The organism is Streptomyces sp. NPDC031426 (assembly GCF_055581585.1).
Window position 1 is genome coordinate 290211 of sequence record NZ_JBVIJE010000008.1, and the last position, 19420, is coordinate 309630.

Annotated in this window: 21 protein-coding genes and 2 pseudogenes; 16 read left to right on the forward strand and 7 right to left on the reverse strand. The window is 70.1% G+C overall.

Going from position 1 to position 19420, the window contains the following annotated elements:
* Nucleotides 1-113: 113 nt before the first annotated feature.
* The 9 genes and pseudogenes from ACZ5NH_RS19120 (at nt 114) to ACZ5NH_RS19160 (ending at nt 9658) form a co-directional block, all read left to right on the forward strand.
* Entirely contained in the window at nt 114-1016 is a 903-nt protein-coding gene (locus tag ACZ5NH_RS19120) for a universal stress protein (RefSeq protein WP_468776686.1), read from the forward strand.
* A gap of 16 nt (nt 1017-1032) precedes the next feature.
* A complete protein-coding gene (gene ppdK, locus ACZ5NH_RS19125) occupies nt 1033-3717 on the forward strand; it encodes a pyruvate, phosphate dikinase (RefSeq protein WP_468776689.1) in 2685 nt (894 codons plus the stop codon).
* Nucleotides 3718-4009: 292 nt separating this feature from the next.
* Nucleotides 4010-5023, forward strand: coding sequence for a 2-hydroxyacid dehydrogenase (locus tag ACZ5NH_RS19130; RefSeq protein ID WP_468776691.1), 1014 nt, complete (start codon nt 4010-4012; stop codon nt 5021-5023).
* Nucleotides 5024-5613: 590 nt separating this feature from the next.
* Nucleotides 5614-6609 (forward strand): Acg family FMN-binding oxidoreductase, encoded by a 996-nt coding sequence (locus tag ACZ5NH_RS19135; RefSeq protein ID WP_468776694.1) that lies wholly within the window; start codon nt 5614-5616, stop codon nt 6607-6609.
* A 217-nt stretch (nt 6610-6826) separates the two neighbouring features.
* Nucleotides 6827-7804 (forward strand): L-threonylcarbamoyladenylate synthase, encoded by a 978-nt coding sequence (locus ACZ5NH_RS19140; RefSeq protein ID WP_468776697.1) that lies wholly within the window; start codon nt 6827-6829, stop codon nt 7802-7804.
* A 70-nt stretch (nt 7805-7874) separates the two neighbouring features.
* The gene (locus tag ACZ5NH_RS19145; protein ID WP_468776699.1) at nt 7875-8315 is read left to right on the forward strand and encodes a Tn3 family transposase; all 441 of its coding nucleotides are present in this window, start codon (nt 7875-7877) and stop codon (nt 8313-8315) included.
* A gap of 85 nt (nt 8316-8400) precedes the next feature.
* A complete protein-coding gene (locus ACZ5NH_RS19150; protein ID WP_468776701.1) occupies nt 8401-8823 on the forward strand; it encodes an Hsp20/alpha crystallin family protein in 423 nt (140 codons plus the stop codon).
* Between the two features lie 79 nt (nt 8824-8902).
* Nucleotides 8903-9275, forward strand: a pseudogene (locus tag ACZ5NH_RS19155) (AAA family ATPase); the annotation flags it as partial.
* 101 nt (nt 9276-9376) lie between these two features.
* Nucleotides 9377-9658 (forward strand): hypothetical protein, encoded by a 282-nt coding sequence (locus tag ACZ5NH_RS19160; RefSeq protein ID WP_468776957.1) that lies wholly within the window; start codon nt 9377-9379, stop codon nt 9656-9658.
* Nucleotides 9659-9716: 58 nt separating this feature from the next.
* Here ACZ5NH_RS19160 and ACZ5NH_RS19165 read toward each other — a convergent pair whose 3' ends face one another.
* The 3 genes from ACZ5NH_RS19165 to ACZ5NH_RS19175 all read right to left on the reverse strand — a co-directional run bounded on the left by ACZ5NH_RS19165 (nt 9717) and on the right by ACZ5NH_RS19175 (nt 10760).
* Nucleotides 9717-9869: a hypothetical protein gene (locus tag ACZ5NH_RS19165; protein ID WP_450982563.1), complete on the reverse strand. Its 153-nt coding sequence runs from the start codon at nt 9867-9869 to the stop codon at nt 9717-9719.
* A 199-nt stretch (nt 9870-10068) separates the two neighbouring features.
* Nucleotides 10069-10458, reverse strand: a complete 390-nt coding sequence (locus ACZ5NH_RS19170) for a hypothetical protein (RefSeq protein WP_468776704.1) — start codon at nt 10456-10458, stop codon at nt 10069-10071.
* On the reverse strand, nt 10455-10760 hold the full coding sequence (locus tag ACZ5NH_RS19175) for an STAS domain-containing protein (protein WP_388628778.1): 306 nt from the start codon (nt 10758-10760) through the stop codon (nt 10455-10457). Before ACZ5NH_RS19175 ends, ACZ5NH_RS19170 begins: the two co-directional genes overlap by 4 nt.
* A 245-nt stretch (nt 10761-11005) precedes the next feature.
* Here ACZ5NH_RS19175 and ACZ5NH_RS19180 point away from each other — a divergent pair, with 245 nt between their 5' ends.
* The 4 genes from ACZ5NH_RS19180 to ACZ5NH_RS19195 all read left to right on the forward strand — a co-directional run bounded on the left by ACZ5NH_RS19180 (nt 11006) and on the right by ACZ5NH_RS19195 (nt 17047).
* A complete protein-coding gene (locus ACZ5NH_RS19180) occupies nt 11006-11368 on the forward strand; it encodes a J domain-containing protein (RefSeq protein WP_468776707.1) in 363 nt (120 codons plus the stop codon).
* Between the two features lie 38 nt (nt 11369-11406).
* The gene (gene dnaK, locus ACZ5NH_RS19185) at nt 11407-13275 is read left to right on the forward strand and encodes a molecular chaperone DnaK (protein ID WP_468776709.1); all 1869 of its coding nucleotides are present in this window, start codon (nt 11407-11409) and stop codon (nt 13273-13275) included.
* Between the two features lie 2 nt (nt 13276-13277).
* The gene (gene grpE, locus ACZ5NH_RS19190) at nt 13278-13823 is read left to right on the forward strand and encodes a nucleotide exchange factor GrpE (protein ID WP_468776711.1); all 546 of its coding nucleotides are present in this window, start codon (nt 13278-13280) and stop codon (nt 13821-13823) included.
* A gap of 680 nt (nt 13824-14503) precedes the next feature.
* On the forward strand, nt 14504-17047 hold the full coding sequence (locus tag ACZ5NH_RS19195; protein WP_468776714.1) for an ABC transporter substrate-binding protein: 2544 nt from the start codon (nt 14504-14506) through the stop codon (nt 17045-17047).
* A gap of 14 nt (nt 17048-17061) precedes the next feature.
* Here the strand turns inward: ACZ5NH_RS19195 and ACZ5NH_RS19200 are convergent.
* Nucleotides 17062-17320, reverse strand: a pseudogene (locus ACZ5NH_RS19200) (sigma factor-like helix-turn-helix DNA-binding protein); the annotation flags it as partial.
* 14 nt (nt 17321-17334) lie between these two features.
* Between ACZ5NH_RS19200 and ACZ5NH_RS19205 the strand changes: the two are divergent.
* The 3 genes from ACZ5NH_RS19205 (at nt 17335) to ACZ5NH_RS19215 (ending at nt 18105) form a co-directional block, all read left to right on the forward strand.
* The gene (locus tag ACZ5NH_RS19205; protein WP_468776958.1) at nt 17335-17589 is read left to right on the forward strand and encodes a hypothetical protein; all 255 of its coding nucleotides are present in this window, start codon (nt 17335-17337) and stop codon (nt 17587-17589) included.
* A gap of 65 nt (nt 17590-17654) precedes the next feature.
* Nucleotides 17655-17807, forward strand: coding sequence for a hypothetical protein (locus tag ACZ5NH_RS19210; RefSeq protein WP_468776716.1), 153 nt, complete (start codon nt 17655-17657; stop codon nt 17805-17807).
* A gap of 34 nt (nt 17808-17841) precedes the next feature.
* Nucleotides 17842-18105, forward strand: a complete 264-nt coding sequence (locus ACZ5NH_RS19215; RefSeq protein ID WP_468776719.1) for a hypothetical protein — start codon at nt 17842-17844, stop codon at nt 18103-18105.
* Nucleotides 18106-18109: 4 nt separating this feature from the next.
* Here the strand turns inward: ACZ5NH_RS19215 and ACZ5NH_RS19220 are convergent, their stop codons facing one another.
* The 3 genes from ACZ5NH_RS19220 to ACZ5NH_RS19230 are packed head-to-tail and all read right to left on the reverse strand — an operon-like array spanning nt 18110 to nt 19288.
* Nucleotides 18110-18376 (reverse strand): DUF4235 domain-containing protein, encoded by a 267-nt coding sequence (locus tag ACZ5NH_RS19220; protein WP_451553459.1) that lies wholly within the window; start codon nt 18374-18376, stop codon nt 18110-18112.
* A gap of 4 nt (nt 18377-18380) precedes the next feature.
* Entirely contained in the window at nt 18381-18860 is a 480-nt protein-coding gene (locus tag ACZ5NH_RS19225; protein WP_468776721.1) for a DUF3618 domain-containing protein, read from the reverse strand.
* A complete protein-coding gene (locus tag ACZ5NH_RS19230; RefSeq protein WP_468776724.1) occupies nt 18857-19288 on the reverse strand; it encodes a phage holin family protein in 432 nt (143 codons plus the stop codon). The genes ACZ5NH_RS19225 and ACZ5NH_RS19230 overlap by 4 nt, the downstream gene beginning before the upstream one ends.
* Nucleotides 19289-19420: the final 132 nt, after the last annotated feature.

The window sequence follows — 19420 nt, forward strand, 5'->3', positions numbered from 1 at the left end:
ACCGGCGCAGGGGCCGAATGGACCTGCGAGAGCCCTTGCGGCCCATATCCGACCGGGTCCCCTCAGGAAGACGCTGGCAGTACCAGGCAGAACAAGCGCAGGAGGTGCGCACCATGCTGTCGCCCGTCATCGCCGCAGTAGACGGATCGACCGAGAGCCTCGCCGCCGCCGAGTGGGCCGCCCGCGAGGCCGTGCGTCGTGACCGACCGCTACGACTGGTGCACGCCTGGAACTGGCATCCCCGCCAGACGGAAGGGGAGCCGGCGAACGCCGCGCAGCGGCATCTGGCGCGCCGCGTTCTGCGGCAGGCGGAGGAGCACATCCGCACCGCCGTACCCGGCGTACACGTCACCGACGAGCAGGTCGAGGGCCCGGCGACCGCGGCCTTGCTGAAGGCCGCTGAACAGGCCGAACTGCTGGTCCTGGGCTCGCGCGGCCTGAGCGGCTTCACCGGACTTCTCGTCGGCTCCGTCGCCCAAGGGGTGGTCGCGAAGGCCACCCGTCCCGTGATCCTCGTACGGACAGGGGAGGAGGCCGAGGACGAGCACTTCCCGGCGGACGACGGCAGCCCGTCCACCCGGACCGGCTACCTCGATGTAGTGCTCGGCATCGACCTCGCCGACGCCTGCGACGAAGTGATCGAGTTCGCGTTCGAGGAAGCCCAGTTGCGGCGGGCCCGGCTGCGGGTCGTGTACGCCTGGCAGCCGCCTTCCGCCATCAGCCTCGGCCCCGGAGACATCGCTCTGGTCAACGATCCCGCGCGGGCCGAGGAGTGGCAGGGCTTCCTGTCCGCTGTCCTGAAGGTGTGGCGGGACAAGTACCCCGAGACCGAGGTCCTGGAGACCGTTGTGGAGGGCAAGGCCTCCACCGCGCTGGTGCGGGCCGCCTCCGCGGCGAGCCTCCTCGTCGTCGGCCGCCGCCTGTCCGAGCGGCCGACGGTTCCGCGCATCGGTCCCGTCACCCATGCCGCCGTCCACCACGTCGGCTGCCCGCTGGCCGTCGTGCCCCACGAGTGAGAGACCGGAGAGCGCGATGAGCACACCGACAACGTACGTGTACGCCTTCGCCGAGGGCACCCGGGAGATGGCCGGCCTGCTCGGCGGCAAGGGAGCCGGCCTGGCCGAGATGACCCGGCTCGGACTGCCCGTGCCACCGGGCTTCACCGTCACCACCGAAGCCTGCAAGGTCTACCTCGCCACGGGGGAGGAACCACCCGAACTCGGCATCGAGGAGGCCCGTGCCCTGGCCGGCCTGGAACGGGCCATGGGACGCACGCTCGGTGCGCCCGACGATCCGCTCCTGGTGTCCGTACGCTCCGGCGCCCGCTTCTCGATGCCCGGCATGATGGAGACCATCCTCGACATCGGCCTCAACGACGAGTCCGTCGCCGGCCTCGCCAAGGCGTCCGGACAGGAGCGGTTCGCCTGGGACTCCTATCGGAGGCTCGTGCAGATGTTCGGCCGCACGGTGCTGGGCGTCGACGGTGACCTCTTCGAGCAGGCCATCGCCGCGCACAAGGCGCAGCGCGGGACACGCGACGACCACGACCTCGACGCCGGTGAACTCGCGCTGCTCACTGAGGAGTTCAAGGCGATCGTCCGCCGGGAGACGGGCGAGGACTTCCCCCAGGATCCCGTCGAGCAGCTCCAGCGCGCCATCCGTGCGGTCTTCGATTCCTGGAACGGCGAACGCGCCCGTGTATACCGCCGCCGCGAGCACATCCCCGACGACCTCGGCACCGCCGTCAACGTCCAGGCGATGGTGTTCGGCAACCTCGGTCCCGACTCCGGTACCGGCGTCGCCTTCACCCGGGACCCCGCCACCGGCGCCCGCGGCATGTACGGCGACTACCTGCCCGACGCCCAGGGCGAGGACGTCGTCTCGGGCGTCCGCGACGCCGTGCCCCTGAGCGAGCTGAAGACCCTCGATCCCCGCTCGTACGTCGAGCTCGGAGACCACCTGCGCACGCTGGAGAACCGCTACCGGGATCTGTGCGACGTGGAGTTCACCGTCGAACGCGGCCGGCTGTGGATCCTCCAGACGCGGGTCGGCAAGCGCACCGCCGAGGCCGCCTTCCGTATCGCCCACGACCTGCGCGAGGAGAAGACGATCACGGCCGACGAGGCGCTGGCCCGCGTGGACGGAGCCGAGCTGACCCGGCTGATGTTCCCCCGCTTCGACACCACCCCCGCCGACGTGCCTCTCGCGCACGGCGTACCGGCCTCACCGGGCGCAGCGGTCGGGGTCGTCGTCTTCGACTCCGCCGAGGCACAGCGCCGAGCCGCTGCCGGAGAGAAGACGATCCTCGTGCGCCGTGAGACGACCCCCGACGACCTGCCCGGAATGATCGCCGCTCAGGCCGTCCTGACCAGCCGGGGCGGCAAGACCAGCCACGCCGCCGTCGTCGCGCGCGGCATGGGCAAGGTGTGCGTGTGCGGGGCCGAGTCGCTGACCGTCGACCCGGTCGCCCGCCGGCTCACCACGGACACAGGAGTCGTCGTACACGAGGGCGACATCCTGTCCGTCGACGGAACCGCCGGCACCGTGCACCTCGGTGCGCTGCCGCTCACCGCCTCCGACGTCGGGCGCGCGCTGGAGACCGGTGAGAGGACGGGCCCGCTGACAGAGGCGGTCCTGACGGCACTCGCGCACGCGGACTCCGTCCGCCGCCTTCAGGTACGGGCGAACGCCGACACGCCCGAGGACGCCGCGCGCGCCCGCCGGCTCGGCGCCCGGGGCATCGGCCTGTGCCGCACCGAGCACATGTTCCTCGGTGACCGCAGGACGCTGGTCGAGGCGATGATCCTGGCCCGCGACGACACGGCCCGCGAGGAGGCTCTCGCGACGCTGCTGCCGCTGCAGCGCGAGGACTTCATCGGCATCCTCACCGCCATGGACGGGCTGCCGGTGACCATTCGGCTCATCGACCCGCCGCTGCACGAGTTCCTGCCCGACCGCACCGCGCTGGCCGTCCGCCTGGCGAGCGCCACCCATCCAGACGTCCACGACCGCCAACTGCTCGATGCCATCGAGCGTCTGCATGAGCAGAACCCGATGCTGGGATTGCGCGGCGTACGGCTCGGACTGGCCGTTCCCGGCCTCATGGCCATGCAGGTCCGCGCCATCGCCGAGGCCGTCGTCCACCGACTGCGCGCGGGCGGCCGGCCGCGCGCCGAGATCATGATTCCGCTCGTCGGAACGGTCGAGGAACTGCGCCTGGCCCGAACGGAAGCAGAGCGCGTGCTCGCCGAAGTCACGGCGGAGACAGGGGAGTCCCTGCACCTCCCGATCGGCACAATGATCGAACTGCCCCGCGCGGCCCTCACCGCCGGACGCATCGCCGACGCCGCCGACTTCTTCTCCTTCGGCACCAACGACCTCACCCAGACCACCTGGGGACTGTCCCGCGACGACGCCGAAGCGTCCTTCTTCCCGCTGTACCTGGAGAAGGGCATCTTCAGCGTGTCCCCCTTCGAGACGATCGACCAGGAGGGCGTCGGCAAGCTCGTGGAGCTGGCCGTGGAGGCGGGCCGCGCCGTCAACCCCGGGCTGGAGACCGGGGTGTGCGGCGAACACGGCGGCGACCCGGAGTCCATCCACTTCTTCCACCGGGCGGGCCTCGACTACGTGTCCTGCTCCCCCTTCCGCATCCCGGCCGCCCGGCTGGAGGCGGGACGAGCAGCCCTCACGGAAACCGAGACCAGCGAGAGCCGGTGACGGTCACGTCCGGCTCGGCGACCGGAACCGCATCCAAAGGGGGCGTGGATCCGCAGCTCCGCCCCTTCGGTCCGCCGCCCGAACGGGGGCACGCTCGCGCCGCCGGTGAGGACGGGTGTGGGGACTCTCGCGGAGGGGAAGCGCGTCGTCCTCTCCCCACGACCTCCGCAGTCAGAGCGCCGGCCCGGTGTCCTGGGACGACGGGACCCACGCCCGGAGCCGATCGGCCCTCTTCCCTTCTGCGATCCCGGCCTACGGTGGAGGTGATCACCGATCGACGGGAGGAGAGCAGGTGGAGATCGTCGCCTATGGCGTCCTCGCGGACGAGGAGCCGCTGCTGAGGGACGCGTTCGACAAGGCCTTCTCGGGCCGGCATGAGCTGCGGTGTCTGGGGCTGTTCCTGGACGGGGACACCGTCCCGACGGCCGCGGGCAGCGAGGTCGTCCTCAGCAGCGTCAACGACACCCTGGACGCCGGCGTTCTGCGCTCGCTGGCCAAGGGCGGCACCCGACTGATCGCCCAGCGGTCCACCGGCTACAACAACATCGACCTGACCGCCGCCAAGGAACTGGGGCTCACGGTTGCCCGGGTCTCGTACTACTCGCCGTACTCGGTTGCCGAGTTCGCCTGGACCCTGGCCCTGGCGGTCAACCGTCGGATCGTCCGGGCCGCGCACCGCACCCGGGAGTTCGACTTCCGACTCGACGGGCTGATGGGCCGGGACCTGCGCGGCCGGACGGCCGGAGTGGCGGGCACCGGAAAGATCGGCGCGGCGTTCGCCCGGATCGCCCACGGGTTCGGGATGCGGCTGCTGGGCTGGGATGTCGCCGAGAATCCCGACTGCCTCGCCCTCGGGATGGAGTACGTGCCGCGCGAGCGGCTGTTCGCCGAGGCGGACCTGATCAGCCTGCACGTGCCGCTGCTGCCCGAGACCCATCACCTCGTCGACGCCAAGGCCCTGGGCCTGATGAAGGACGACGCGATCCTGGTCAACTCCAGCCGCGGCGGCCTGGTGGACACCGACGCCCTGCTGGAGACGCTGCGCGCCGGACGGCTGAGCGGTGTCGGCCTCGACGTGTACGAGGAGGAGGCCGGGGTGTTCTTCCTGGACAAGTCGCTGGAGGTGATGACCGACGAACGTCTCGCGCGGCTGATGACCTTCAACAACGTCCTGATCACGTCCCACCAGGCCTACTTCACCCGGGACGCGGTCGGGCAGATCGCCCAGACCACCGTGGCCAACATCGAGGACTACTTCGCCGGCCGCTCCGGCGACAACGTGCTCGTCCACCCCGAGACATCCTGATCCACGTCTGCTTCCGCCGCGCGACGCGAATGGGGGCCGTTGGACCCCATCCGTCGGCCGGCCCGGGGCTGTTCGGCCCTATCCGGCCCGGGTACCCCTCCGACGATCATGGAGTGGCCGCCGGGAAGGCGCCAGGTCCATACCCGCACCAGGGCACTTCCCCAGCCGGCCGAACCCGGCGGGCTCTCTCGGATCCGTGAGCTGTGGCCGCGGGGGCTGGCGGCTGGCGCCGTGCACTGTCACCGTCCCCCGGCCTGTTCTGAGCCCGTAACCGGTCACGCCGCCGGCGTGGCGGACCGCCTTGCTGATCAGCTCGGTCACTACCAGCAGCACCGCGTCCGCCTCATCCCCACCAGAGGGCGCACGAAGGGTGCGCGCCGAGCTCAGCACCGCGGCGGCTGATCTCTGCTGATCCACTGCGTAGAGATCCACAAAGCTGCCGATGCCCCACCGGATACCGGGACCTGGCTCACCGAGCGTGGGACGATGCGACCGACAGCGGTCTCACCACCCCACCGGACGTGTGCATGTGGAGCCTGGGTACTCGCCACGTGAGTCGAGGGCGCGTGGTGTGTTGTGAGGAGGGCACGATGGACACACGGCAACTGGATGCGAAGACCGCCGCCGCGCTGGTCGCCGAGGCCGTGTTCGCCCCTTCCATGCACAATGCCCAGCCATGGCGCTTCCGCTACGTGGCCCATGATCGTGCTCTCCTGCTGCTTGCCGATCTCGACCGGGCCATGACCCGCTCCGACCCGGGGAACCGGGCGTTGCACATCGGCTGCGGAGCGGCGCTGTTCAATCTCCGCGTCGCCGCGGCCCATGCCGGGTTCACCCCGGTGGTCCGGCTGCTGCCGGATCCTGCGGAGCCGCTGTTGCTCGCCGCTGTGCAGCTGGGCGAGGCGCGCCGTCCCACGACGCACGAGGACGACCTGGCGCGCCTGCACCCCGCCATCCGCGAGCGGCACACCAGCCGGCACCCCTTCGACGAAAAGGACATCCCCGAGGACGTCCGGGCCGCATTGCAGAGAGCAGCCAGCCTCGAGGGAGCCGACCTGCTGTTCCCCGGCCCCTGGCACGTGGAAACCGTCCTGGACCTGGTCCACGACGCCGAGAGCCGCGACGCCCTGAACCCCGCGGGCATGGAGGATCTGCACCGCTGGACCCGGCTCGGCCCAGAAGCGGACATCGCCACCGACGGCGTCCCGGAGTACGCGTTCGGGCCCCGGATGCGGGGCGGAAAGGCTCCGCTGCGCGACTTCGCCGGTCGCCGCCCGGTGGCAGACCGCGGCGCCACCGCCTTCGAGAAGAACCCGCACCTGGCGCTGCTCAGCACACCAGGAGATGCCCCCGCCGACTGGCTGCGCGCGGGCCAGGCGCTGGAACGCGTCCTGCTGGAGGCGACCCTGACCGGGCTCGCCACCTCCCTGACCTCCCACGCTCTGGAGAGCCCGGACCTGCGCCTGCTGGCCCGTGAACCGGTGGCCGGCGGAGGCCACGTACAGATGGTGCTGCGCCTGGGCTATGGACCGCAGGGGCCCGCCACGCCACGCCGCCCGGTTCGTGACGTCCTCGAAGTCGTCTAGGAATGGAGCCAGGTAAAGGCTCTGGCCCCTTCGGAGGCTACTTCGGCTGTGATCTCTTGCCTCCGTACCAGGGACCTCGGTCAGCCCAGGAATGATGGACCGCCGCGATGGTCGCTACTGGCGCGATCGTGGATGCGGTGCCTCGGCGGCGGTCGCGTCGTTATGCGCTGAGGAGGCCACGGAATGTGGAAGAGCAGGACGGTGAGAGGATGCGAGGGTGACGGCACGAACCAGTGATATCGAGAAGGCGGCCGGTGTTCTGCGCGCCGGAGGGCTGGTGGCCTTCCCGACCGAAACCGTCTACGGTCTGGGCGCCAACGCCGAGGATCCTGCCGCTGTCTCGCGCATCTTCCAGGTCAAGGGGCGTCCGCCCTCCCACCCGCTGATCGTCCACATTGGCGGCGCGGAGTACCTGGACGACTGGGTCGAGGACGTGCCGGCGACGGCGCGCCTGCTGGCAGAACGCTTCTGGCCGGGGCCACTCACGCTGGTCCTGCGGCGAGGCCGCCGGGTGCCCCTCGAAGCAACCGGGGGACTGGACACCGTGGCCGTGCGTGTGCCCGACCACCCCGTCGCACTCGCGCTGCTCTCGGCCTTCGGCGGCGGTGTCACGGCCCCGTCCGCCAACCGCTTCGGTCAGGTAAGCCCCACAACGGCGCAGCACGTCCGTGCGGAGCTTGGTGATGCCGTCGATTTCGTGCTGGACGGCGGTCCCTGCGCGGTCGGCGTCGAGTCGACCATCGTCGACACCACGGGCGAGATCCCGAGCATCCTGCGGCCCGGCGGGGTGACGCGCGAGGACCTCGAAGCGGTGCTGGCGCGCCCGCTTGCGGTCCACTCGACCAGCCGTGTCCGCGTGCCGGGCCAGCATCCGTCCCACTACGCCCCGCGTGCGCGAGTCGTCCTCGTCGAGCCCGAGAAGATCATCGCCGAAGCCGAGGCCGCGCAGGAGCTGGGCCACCGCGTGGGCGTCCTTCTTCCCGCCTCCTTCGCCGACGCTCCGGTGAAGGCGCACGCTGTGGTGACGGTCCCCGGTTCGCCGGCCGCCTACGCGCGCGGGCTGTACGGGTTCCTGCGCACACTCGACCAGCAGGGGTGCGACCTCATCATCGCCTCCGTGCCCGTGGAGGTGGGGCTGGGGCTGGCGATCGCCAACCGGCTGCGCCGCGCCGCGGGGCCCCGGTCCGCCGAGTGAACAGCACCGATGCCGTCCGATGATCCTGTCGGAACGCTCACCGCGCCCCGGAAACTCGGCGTAGTCGGCGATGGTCGCGGTGCCGCCCCGGCCTGGCACAGTGCCGAGGGGCCCCACCTGTGCGGCGATGCTGGAGGTCAGCCGTGCTCAGGAGACCATCTTCGTCGCCCGCTATCTGCGGCTTCGGGATCTTCAGCGGGAGATCGAGGAGGGCCTGAACGTGATGCACTCCTCCAACGGCGCCAACTCCGTGATCGCCTACGGCAAGGGCGGAGAGATCGCCTCGAACCGGCGCGACGAGTGGGCCTATGCCCGGTCAGTCGAACAGGTCCATGCTGAGGTACCGCTCACCGGTGTCAGGCAGGACGACGACGATCAGCGCGCCGTAGTGCTGCCGGTGTCGCGCGATGGTGGCAGCGGCGTGGCCCGCCGGAGGTGGCGATCTTGCGGGGCTTGGCGTGTGCGGCCGGGCGGCGGGAGGCCACCGCCACCAACGCCCGAAAAAAGTTGAGCCGATAGTTGTCAACTTTTCGGCGCAGTGGTACATCAGAAGTAGAGCGAAAGGACGCGGGACGACGTGAAGGAGGGCCGAACAGATGCTGATGCGTACGGATCCCTTCCGCGAGCTTGACCGGCTCGTCGAGCGGGTCTGGGGGACGGCCGCGCACCCGGCGGGCATGCCGATGGACGCCTGGCGCGAGGGCGAGACGTTCTTCGTGGAGCTGGACCTGCCGGGCGTGGACCCTGAGTCGATCGACCTCGATGTCGAGCGCAACGTCCTGACGGTGAAGGCCGAACGCAAGCCGTCGTACGGCGAGAGCAGTGACACGGTGATCACCGAGCGGCCCGCGGGGACGTTCAGCCGACAGCTGTTCCTCGGCGAGACCCTCGACACCGACAAGATCGAAGCCTCCTACGAGGCCGGTGTGCTGAGGCTGCAGATCCCGGTCGCCGAGCAGGCCAAGCCACGCAAGATCGCCATCAGCGGCGGCAGCGACCGCAAGGAACTGGGCAGCTGACGCCACAGCGACACCACTACTTCAGGGCCTCGGGCATCAGTCCGGGGCCCTGATGCCGGCCCTGGCCTCCGGCGGCGTGCCGGTCGGCTCCTTCCTCTTCCTCGGCCCGGCCGGGGTGGGCAAGACCGAACTCTCCCGCGCGCTGGCCGCCGCCCTGTTCGGCGACGAGGGGACGGATGATCCGCTTTGACATGAGCGAGGTCCAGGAGAAGCACACCGTCTCCCGCCTGGTCGGCGCCCCGCCCGGCTACGTCGGCTACGAGGAAGCCGGGCAGCTCCTGCAGCTGGAACACACCCGCCGGCGTCTGCACGCCCAGGACATCACCCTGGACATCAGCGCCGGCGCGGCCGACCTGCTGGCCAACCTCGGCCACCAGCCCGAGTTCGGCGCCCGCCCGCTGCGCCGGACCATCCAGCGCGAGCTCGACGACCGCCTTGCCGACCTGCTGCTGCGGCGTCCACCCGGACGCGGTCGCCCGGGCAGCGGACGATGCCGTGCGGCGTGTGGGGATCGTGACGTCGGGGGCTGCCGAGCCAGGTGGCCGCCGCCGTGGTGGACCGTGGCCTTGCGGCGCTGCTGGCCGGGCACGTCAGCCCTGAGTTGCGCCGGGAAGTGGACCTGGTGTGCGAGACGCTGCCTCTCAACGAGCGGCGCCGGGTACCGCGGCTGGAATCCGCCGCCCAGCGCAAACCCGAGGGCGGATGGGATGTGCTGGTGTACGCGAACCCGAGGAGCACCAGGACGAAGATCTTCCTCGGCCACCAGGGCAGCAGTCGCTCCAGCATGACGATCGACCCCTCGCCGTGCGGACTCTCCCGGACCACCCGCCGGTAGACCAGCAGCGCACCGAACAGGGCCTTGCCGGCCTCTCGCGTCCGGCGCTGGGAGCGCATCAGGACGGGGCCGGGCCCTGCGGCTTCCCGCCGTCCGCGTCGAACACCTTGGTGAAGGTGGCCCCGCACCGGCAGCGGGAGTGCTCGATCAGTTCTCCCTCGGCCGACACGCTCAGCCCCTGGCTGAGCCGCACGTGCACATGATCACCCATGAGGAGCTGCCTTTCTCGACCTCGTCTGGTCCGGTCATCGTGGAGGCCGACCACGTGAACCGACAATGCCGCAGCTCACACGTGAGTGCCGATCGTGACGCCCCCGAGGGTCCCGCCGCAGCGCCCAGGAAATCGGCGTGCGAGGTCCCTGGCCCACAGTGCGCGCCCGCCTTCAAGGGGCAGGCGCGCACTGTCCGGATCACCCGGACGGCTTCCTGGACGGCTGGGCTGCTCGTTCGCCGGGTCGCGGCTGCGAGTGACCGGCGGCGTGCAGCATCGGCGCGGTGTACCGCTCGGGACGATGGCCGCCCTCGACCGGGACACGGCTGCGCGGCGCCTCGGCGTCACCGGGCAGCGGCACGGGCCGGCGCGCCACCAGGCGTCCGACCCAGCGGCGGCCGCAGTGCTCGCAGGGCGGGGAGCCCTGCGGCGTATACGGGGAGGCAACGGCGGTGTTGTCGCGGTAGAAGACCTCCCACTCGGCGTCGAGAGCGTCTCGGTAGCGCTGGACGTCGTAGTCGACGCTCCAGCTGTGCCAGCACGAGCCGCAGGTGAACTCCACACGTTCGACAGCGAGTTCGGTGATCACTGCACTGCACCTCCCATCCGGTGCGCAGGAACGATCCGGGGTGCTGACAGGGCCGCGTCGAGGGAGGGATACACGGGCAGGTCTGAAGCGTCGCCGCTGCTGTGCAGCAGCCGCTCCGTCCGTCCTTGTGGGCATACCAGGCGTAGCTCTCCCTGGTCCCGGTCCAGCAGCGTCCACACGGACATCAGAGCGGTGAGTCCGTCGGCGTCGGCATGGGTCAGTCCGGACAGGTCCAGAGTCAGATGATGCCGGTGCTGCGCGTGGACGGACGCCGCGAAGTCCGCGGCGAGGAACAGTGCCATGATCCGCACCCCGCTCTCTGCGTCTCAGTGTCTGCGCGAGCCGCCCACGGTCGGCGTCCTTGGATCTCTGCTTCCACTCCGTCGCCCACTGCGCCGCTCTGCCTTCCGCGCAGTCACGGCAGTACCGCGGACACCTCACCTATACCTCGCCCAGACTTGACAAGGCAAGACTCAAGTTTTATTTCAGAAAGGTAGGCAAGTGGGTAGGAAACCGCAGCTCAGGATGGGCGAGGAGGTGGCCGGACGTGCGGGTGCGGGAGCAGGAACCGGAGCTGTACGCGGTGCTGGGGGTGCAGCCCTCGGCGACGGCCGAGGCGATCACCTCGGCCTTCCGCGCCCGGGTGCGGGAACTGCGCCCCGACACCCGAGTGGACGCGGACACCGCCGCACGGTTCGGTGAAGTGCGGTCGGCATACGAGACGCTGCGCGACCCCATCCTGCGGGCGGCCTACGACCAGCGCCTCGAGCACACGCTGCCGGCGCCTGATCGAGGCGCTGTCCCTACCGTTCCGGCGCGGTCCGCGTGGCGGTACGCGGTGGTGCTCGGGGACGTGCGACCCGAGCCGCCGCTGCGTGCGGGTCCGGTCCGGTGGATTCCCGGCCGGTGAGACGAAGAACGAGGGTGAGGACGAGGAGGAGAGCACAGATGGCACGTGCGGTTGGTATCGACCTGGGAACGACGAACTCGGTGGTCTCGGTACTGGAGGGCGGCGAACCCACCGTCATCACCAACACCGAAGGCGCGCGGACGACCCCGTCGGTGGTGGCGTTCTCCAAGAACGGCGAGGTGCTCGTCGGCGAGGTGGCCAAGCGGCAGGCCGTGACGAACGTCGAGCGCACCGCGCGCTCGGTCAAGCGGCACATGGGCGACCACGCCTGGCGCTTTCCCGAGCACGGGGACGTCGACGGCAAGCGGTACACCGCGCAGGAGATCTCCGCGCGCGTGCTGCAGAAGCTGAAGAGGGACGCGGGGGCGTACCTGGGCGAGGACGTCACCGACGCGGTGATCACCGTGCCCGCGTACTTCGACGACGCCCAGCGGCAGGCGACGAAGGAGGCCGGGGAGATCGCGGGCCTGAACGTGCTGCGGATCATCAACGAGCCGACGGCCGCCGCGCTGGCGTACGGGCTGGACAAGGAGAACGACCAGACGGTCCTCGTCTTCGACCTGGGCGGCGGCACCTTCGACGTGTCGCTGCTGGAGATGGGTGAAGGCGTCATCGAGGTCAAGGCCACCAACGGCGACACCCACCTGGGCGGTGACGACTGGGACCAGCGGATCGTCGACCACCTGGTGACGCAGTTCAAGAACCACTACGGCGTCGACCTGTCCAAGGACAAGATGGCCGTGCAGCGCCTCAGGGAGGCGGCGGAGAAGGCGAAGGTCGAGCTGTCGTCGTCCACCGAGACGACCATCAACCTGCCCTACATCACCGCCTCGGCCGAGGGCCCGCTGCACCTGGACGAGAAGCTCACCCGCGCCCAGTTCCAGCAGCTCACTGCCGACCTGCTGGAGCGGTGCAAGGCGCCGTTCCACAACGCGATCAAGGATGCCGGGATCAAGGTCTCCGACATCGACCACGTCGTCCTGGTGGGCGGCTCCACCCGCATGCCCGCGGTGACCGAGCTGGTGAAGGAGCTGACCGGCAAGGACCCGCACAAGGGCGTCAACCCCGACGAGGTCGTCGCCGTCGGCGCCTCGCTCCAGGCCGGTGTCCTCAAGGGCGAGGTCAAGGACGTCCTGCTGCTCGACGTCACCCCGCTGTCCCTCGGCATCGAGACCAAGGGCGGCATCATGACCAAGCTGATCGAGCGCAACACCACCATCCCGACCCGCCGTTCGGAGATCTTCACCACCGCCGAGGACAACCAGCCCTCCGTGACGATCCAGGTCTTCCAGGGCGAACGGGAGATCGCCGCGTACAACAAGAAACTCGGCATGTTCGAGCTGACCGGCATCGCCCCGGCTCCGCGCGGAGTGCCGCAGATCGAGGTGACCTTCGACATCGACGCCAACGGCATCATGCACGTCTCGGCCAAGGACCTGGGCACCGGCAAGGAGCAGAAGATGACGGTGACCGGCGGCTCGGCGCTGCCCAGGGACGACATCGACCGCATGGTCCGCGAGGCCGAGCAGCACGCCGAGGAGGACCGCCGGCGCCGGGAGGCGGCCGAGACCCGCAACCAGGGTGAGCAGCTCGTCTACTCGACCGAGAAGCTCCTGAAGGACAACGCCGAGCACATCCCGGCGGACGCCAAGTCCGAGACGGAGACGGCGCTGGCCGAACTGAAGGAGAAGCTGAAGGGAGAGGACACCGCCGCGATCCGGCAGGCGATCGATCGCACCGCACAGGCCGCGCAGAAGATCGGCACCGCCCTGTTTCAGCAGTCCCAGGCAGAGCAGCCGGCGGGTGCGGCCGGCGCGTCCGCGGGCGGCGGTACGAGCGGTGGTTCGTCCGATGATGACGTGGTGGACGCCGAGATCGTCGACGACGACAAGCCGGAGGCTGGTTGACGATGACCAGGAGCGGTCCGCGGAGCACCGAGCTGGACAAGCTGCGGCGCCTGGTGAAGGAGCGGACCGCCGACCTGCAGCGGGTGAAGGCCGAGTACGACAACTACCGCAAGCGGGTGCGGCGGGACCGCCTGGCCGTGCGCGAGATCGCGGTGGCCAACGTGGTGCGGGCGCTGCTGCCCGTGCTGGACGCCGTCGACCGGGCGTTGGCGCACGAGCCGCTGACGCCCGGTCTGAAGGACATCGCCGACAGCCTGCAGGAGCAGCTCGGCTCGTTGGGCGTCACGTCCTTCGGTGAGGTGGGCGATCTGTTCGATCCCGCGTGCCACGACGCTCTCACCCACCATGTCTGCGCCGCTGCGGACCGCCTGGTGTGCTCGGCGGTTCTGCGTCCCGGCTACCGTCTGGGCGAGAACCTGCTGCGCCCTGCGACTGTGGAGGTCACCGGGCCGGCCCCGCCGGCGAGGGGCGCACCGGGGCGGGAGTGCGGCGTCCGGGGGGTATCCGCCCCGGCAGACAAGCCGCCCCGGCCTGTCGCGCGTAGCTGACAGGCTGGACGTCAGCGCCAGCACCGTCGCCGACGCTGCGGGCCACGACCTCCTGGGCCAGGTCCTGCTCCAGTTCCCCGCAGGCTACGACCTGCTCTTCGGCCGCCCCCCTTCCGCCCGCATCCCGGTCTGACCTCCTCACCCACGTCGACGGACGCCACGGGCGCCGCCGCTTTGATCGCACGGTTCGCCGTTCATCGGTGCCCCCCACGCGGAAACTGCAAGATTGAGATGCCCTGACAAGGCAGGAAGGTCGCGCATCGCCCAGTGATCATTCCGTACCGTCGAGCCTGTCCGACCGTCAGGACGCGGGGCCGTGGCTCCGGACCAGGAAGCGATCAATCGGCGGCCGATCCACTCTTGATCCAGCCGACGTACCTGCGCGAGATCTGTGACGTAATGCCGTCAAGGCGCGGAACTCTCGCAGCACGGCGCTGCCACCCGCCGACATCGAAATGATCCGAACCAGGCAGTAGGAGTCACTGGCGGATACGAAGCGCTTGCGAGCCATGTGCTCATGGCATGTTGACCTCCCTACTTCTTCCCGGGAGGCACGTGTGCCCAACTCTCCTGCATCTGCGGACTCGACGCCGGCCTACCCCAGGTGGTCGGACCGCCTGATACGCCAGCTCGACACCTTCGCGGCCAGGAGGTCCGGGGCCGAGAGAGTACCTGCTCTGGTGCTCGGCAGGCAGGACGGCGGTGATCCCCGATGGGCCGCCTTCGTCATCCGGGAGTACGAACACCGACTGGCACGAGGGCACGGCAACGCACACGGCCAGGCGCCGCACGCGGTCGTCGACGACGCGGAACTGACCGGCGGTTTCCTCGCGGCGGTCGACCGAGTGGCGCTGAAGTTCCAGCTCACCATGTCTTCAGGGCGCCTGCCGCTGCGCGCCTTCCACACGTGCCGCGCCGTGCTGGAGTCGGAGCGCGGCACGGGAGACCTCCAGTCCCAGCAGCAGCCCATCGTCGACAGCCTGTACGCGGAACTCCTGAAGCGACGAAGGGCGCTTCGCGCCGGCGCGTACACGGCGGACTTCTTGGGGCAGCATGTCCTCACCGGCTGGCTCCAGGGGCTCATCGCCGCCATGGTCGTCGGTGTTCCCAAGCTGTGCTATCGGTGGTTCTTACGGCACTGGGGCCTCAGGTGGGTGGCGGACGAGTGCCATGCCGCCAACTTCCTGGACGCAGCTCTCTCCTTCTGCCGGGACGGCGAACTGGATCGTGAGGACGCCCGCGTGCGACGCATCCTGCTGCGCGCCCTCCTGACCGACCTGCGCAGAGCGACCCGGGACAGGACCAGGCTGAGTCACCTGTGGGCCCGACGACGGTGGTCCTTCGTCGTCCTTATCCCGGAGATCGACGGCGCGGACGGACCCGGCCGGGCGTTTCTCGGCACGTTCGCGGAACTGGCCGGCGACCATCCGTCCCGGCCGCTGCTCGTCCTGGCCGGGTGCGCGGGCCCGCCGCCTGACTACGCCGTCCCGCTCGGCGCCGACCTCGACCGGCCGAACGGCATCGCCGACAAGGTGTTCGCCGTCCTCAGCGAGGACAGCCCCGAGCCCGTACGCCTCGTCACACTGCCAGCCGACGACGACACGGAAGGCACGGCGAAGAACAAGATCGAGAAGGGCACGGGCATCACGGTCCGCAAGGACCACCCCCTCGACTGGGTTCGTCCATCGGTGCTGCCGGCCCTGGCCCTGGCGACCGCCGCCTTCTACCTGGCCCCTGTCTCTCTCTGGCCAGGGACCGCGCGTCCCGCACCGCCCTCGTGCGTCACCGTCCCCACCGGTGAGCGGGTGGGTGTCTCTGACGGCGAGCAGTGCGATCTGGCCGTGCCCGGAGGTCCGGGGAAGGAACTGCGAGATCTGGAACGCCAGGTCGCCGAGGAGAACGCCCGGATCCCCGACGGGCGGTACCGCACCCTGGTCTTCCTCGCACCCTTGAGCCTGCAGAAGGGTGTGTACGACGACCCTCCGCTCGGCCTGCAGATCCTGCGCGGCGCGATCGCCCAGCAGCACAAGCTGAACGCCGGCGTCCGCCAGAACAAAATGCCCATCCGCCTGCTCATCGCCAACACCGGCCAGTACTTCCGGTACGGCGCGCACAACGACGCGACACCGAAGGACCCGGACGTCGCACAGATGATCATCAGCCGGCAACGCGAGGACCACATCGCGGCGGTCATCGGCATCACGCAGAGCCGTCCCCAGTCACTGAAGGCGGTCCAGGAACTCGACCAGGCCGGCATCCCGGTCATCGCCAACGGCGTGTCCGGCAGCACCATGGTCGGACCCGACTCCCCACAGCGCTACTTCCAGATCTCGGCTCCCGACACGCGCCTGGGCCCCATCTTCGCCGACTTCGTCCGCCGCTCCCCCGAGATCCACCACCTCACCAGCGGCAGGCCCCACGCCGTCGTCGTCTACGACCCGACCGACACCTCCTTCAGCACGGACCTCAGAAACGTCTTCCTGCGCGCCTACCGGCCCTACGGCGGCATCGACGAGGTCACCTACAGCGAAAAGCCCGGAGCCACCACACCGGACAGCATCGCCACCGACGTGTGCAACAAGGTCTCCGCCACGCACGGCATCGTCGTCTACCTCGCACGGTCGGGCGTGCTGCCGAGCCTCCTCAACGCCATGCAGAGCGCCGGCGGCCAGTGCCAGCCACCCGAGGGCACGACCATTCCCCTGATCGCCGAGAGCGCCCCCATCGACTTCCAGCTCCATCCCGCCCGGACGGCAGGGGCCTACCCGTACATGACGCTCTTCTACGAGACGACGAACGCCCCCACGTCGGACCCTCGGGATCCCTACGCCCAGTTCACGCAGGACTTCGCCGCCGTCTTCGGGCACCTGAGCGCCGACGCCGACGCGGCTGGCGGCTTCGACACCGTCGGCATCGTCTCCAAGGTCATCGAGAACCTGCTGCCGGCGTCCCAGGACGTCCAGCCCAACGACATCTACCTGTGGCTCACCGCCCACGGCGTGTCCCAGTACCCCGGCGCCTCTGGCGTGCTGCAACTGGACGCCAAGAACAAGTACCCACCCGACAAGGCCGTCTACATCCGCGAGATCACCCAGCCGGGCGGCGCCACGTCCACCCTGCTCAGCTGCGGCATCCTGCCCGACCGGCAGAACCGCGCGAAGTGGGGCGCACCGCCTGCCACCTTCCCGTGCCCCCGCGAGGGCGCGGGATCACCGTCCGACTGACCCGGCTCCGGACGTCAGTGGGCGCTGAGCATGCCTTCGCGCAGGCGAGTCAACAGGCGGGAGATCAGCCGGGAGACATGCATCTGGGACACCCCGGGGCGCTCGCCGAGCTGGGCCTTGGTGAGTTCCTCGCCGAACCGCCAGTGGATGATCTCGCAGTCCCGTTCGGCGAGTTCGGCGATCACTGGGGGCGAGGGCGTGGGGAGGTCTCGACGAGTTGGAGGTGGCGTCCTCGTCGCCGATGAAGACCGCCGGCACAACCTCGCCCTCCTCGCGCTGCCGGTCCCATGGCCTGCACCAGCGAGGTGGACCTGCAGCTCGACAACGACTGCTCGAACCACTGGACGACGATGGGGACCGCGCGCCAGTCCAAGTGCGCGCCTCCGCTGCGATCGTCGACCGCAGCGGCAACCGGCGAGCACCACTGCGGTGACCCGACCCATGCCTTCCGGACGACGACGTACGGGACCCTCGTGGGCTCGGGCGGCTCTGCGGGCAGCGGCTCTGCGCAGGGCCCCGTGCTGTACCTGGCCTGCGTGTAGTGGGAAGTTGGAGGCTTGCACCGCTCGGGCGGCAGGCCCTCCAACTGCTGCAGAGAGGATCGATCATGACCTCGGACCACGACGCGCTGTGGCGTCGCTGCGCGTACCTGGGCCGCGTCCTGCTGCCACTGCTGGACCAGGAGCCATGGCGCCAGGATCGCCGCCGAGAGCGGCTGCAGTCCTGGGGCACTGACGTGGCGGTGGGCACGCCTCATTGAGGTCTTCGCGGCCTTGGCCGCCCACGCTGTCGCCGTGGACGCTTCCTTGCCGGCAGCAGAGTTCGAGACCCTGCCCCTCAGCGCCGTGGCCGACGCGGCGACCGGCAAGCAAGACTTCGAACTACTCGCCGGGCTTCCAGACACCTTCGCCGACGACCGCGACGAAATCGCGGTCAAAGTCTTCCGCGGTCAGCGTGGTAGCCGCGTTCTGATCAGACATCTGCGCAAAGGGCTTTCGTGGAGATACCGGGCAAAGGCGGGGCCGGTACCGGGTCATACCGGCCCCGCATCCTTGTAGCGGATCAGCCGGGCCAGGTGCCGGTCAGGCTGCGGGTGGCGGCTGCCCCAGCCCGGTCCACGACCGCCTTCGTCCCGGCGAAGATTGCCCCCTGCAGCACGGCGGCCGTCACCACTTCCCCCCAGCCACGCTCTTCATCGGTGGCATCGGGGGCGTCGTCCTCATGTCCCAGCATCTTCCACGCCCGCTTGAACAGGGCACCGGCGAGCATGCCGCTGACCGCACCGAGGACCAGACCAACTGGCTTGTAGGCGATCTTGGACGCTTTCACGGCCTCATCCTTTCCGGCGTCGGCACACCACCCAGAGGGCGGCGGCCGCGCCCGCGGCGGCCAGCAGCAGACGGTTGTCCCGAGCCACCCTGGCGGCCTCGGACGTCTTGACTCGTACCGGCTCGGGGGCCTTGTCCTGCCACAGCTGCCCGGCCTTGGCTGCCTGCGCGCGGGCCTGCCCGGCGGCCTGGGCGGCCTTGTCCCTGACCGGCCCGGGCACCCTGTCCGCCGCCAGGGACGCGGCCTCGGCAGCCTTCTCCTTCAACTGACCGGCCTTCGAGGCGGCCTGTTCCTTCAGTTCACCGGCCTTGGCGGCGGCCTGGTCCTTGACATCGGCGGCCTTCTGCTGGGCGCGGGCCTTCAGGTCGGTCTCTGCCGCGAGCGCCTCCACCGTTTCCCCGAGCTCGTGGCGGGTCTGCTCGACCTGCTCGCGCAGCTCCTGCGGGGTCTGGGCGGTCGGCTCGTCGTGAGGCGGCTGGGTCATCGGTGCGCACGCTCCTTGATCTCGGCCACGTCGGCCTTCACGCTCTCCATCGACTCCTTAGGGGCGGGCGGCGCTGCCTGGGCGACCTCCTTCTTCCCCGTCAACGCCATCACCGCGGCGACCGCACCGAGGACGGCGGTCACGATGAGGGCTGCGGCCCACACCGGCAGCACCACCGCAAGTGCGGCGATCACGGTAGCCACCAGAGCCTGAAGCATCAGGAACCCGACCAGGCCGGCGCCGCCGAACAGGCCGCCTCCCTTGCCGTAACGCCTGCCCTTCTCCTTCATCTCCGCCTGGGCCAGGCGCATTTCCCCGCGCACCAGTTCTGTCAGCTGCTGCGAGGCACGCTGCACCAGCTCGCCCACCGGTTCCGTCCCCGGCGACTGCCGGGCCGGGCCGTGAGGCTGCTGCGAACCCGACGACATGAACATCACCTCCCGTCACTTGGCTTGCGACGGCGCGAGTACCCCGAGCAGACCATTTCAGGACACCTGCCTGCGCCTGCCGGTGCGTCCGGCATCACTGTGCCCGTCCCGCCAGCCTGCACGACGAGGTCG

Excerpts from the sequence above, each read along its gene's own strand:
- ACZ5NH_RS19230 (WP_468776724.1), bottom strand. The coding sequence starts at position 19,288 with ATGTCGTCGGGTTCGCAGCAGCCTCACGGCCCGGCCCGGCAGTCGCCG.
- ACZ5NH_RS19225 (WP_468776721.1), bottom strand. The coding sequence starts at position 18,860 with ATGACCCAGCCGCCTCACGACGAGCCGACCGCCCAGACCCCGCAGGAG.
- ACZ5NH_RS19135 (WP_468776694.1), top strand. The coding sequence starts at position 5,614 with ATGGACACACGGCAACTGGATGCGAAGACCGCCGCCGCGCTGGTCGCC.
- grpE (WP_468776711.1), top strand. The coding sequence starts at position 13,278 with ATGACCAGGAGCGGTCCGCGGAGCACCGAGCTGGACAAGCTGCGGCGC.
- dnaK (WP_468776709.1), top strand. The coding sequence starts at position 11,407 with ATGGCACGTGCGGTTGGTATCGACCTGGGAACGACGAACTCGGTGGTC.
- ACZ5NH_RS19175 (WP_388628778.1), bottom strand. The coding sequence starts at position 10,760 with ATGGCACTGTTCCTCGCCGCGGACTTCGCGGCGTCCGTCCACGCGCAG.
- ACZ5NH_RS19205 (WP_468776958.1), top strand. The coding sequence starts at position 17,335 with ATGGCCTGCACCAGCGAGGTGGACCTGCAGCTCGACAACGACTGCTCG.
- ACZ5NH_RS19165 (WP_450982563.1), bottom strand. The coding sequence starts at position 9,869 with ATGGGTGATCATGTGCACGTGCGGCTCAGCCAGGGGCTGAGCGTGTCG.
- ACZ5NH_RS19210 (WP_468776716.1), top strand. The coding sequence starts at position 17,655 with ATGACCTCGGACCACGACGCGCTGTGGCGTCGCTGCGCGTACCTGGGC.
- ACZ5NH_RS19150 (WP_468776701.1), top strand. The coding sequence starts at position 8,401 with ATGCTGATGCGTACGGATCCCTTCCGCGAGCTTGACCGGCTCGTCGAG.
- ACZ5NH_RS19145 (WP_468776699.1), top strand. The coding sequence starts at position 7,875 with ATGGTCGCGGTGCCGCCCCGGCCTGGCACAGTGCCGAGGGGCCCCACC.
- ACZ5NH_RS19120 (WP_468776686.1), top strand. The coding sequence starts at position 114 with ATGCTGTCGCCCGTCATCGCCGCAGTAGACGGATCGACCGAGAGCCTC.
- ppdK (WP_468776689.1), top strand. The coding sequence starts at position 1,033 with ATGAGCACACCGACAACGTACGTGTACGCCTTCGCCGAGGGCACCCGG.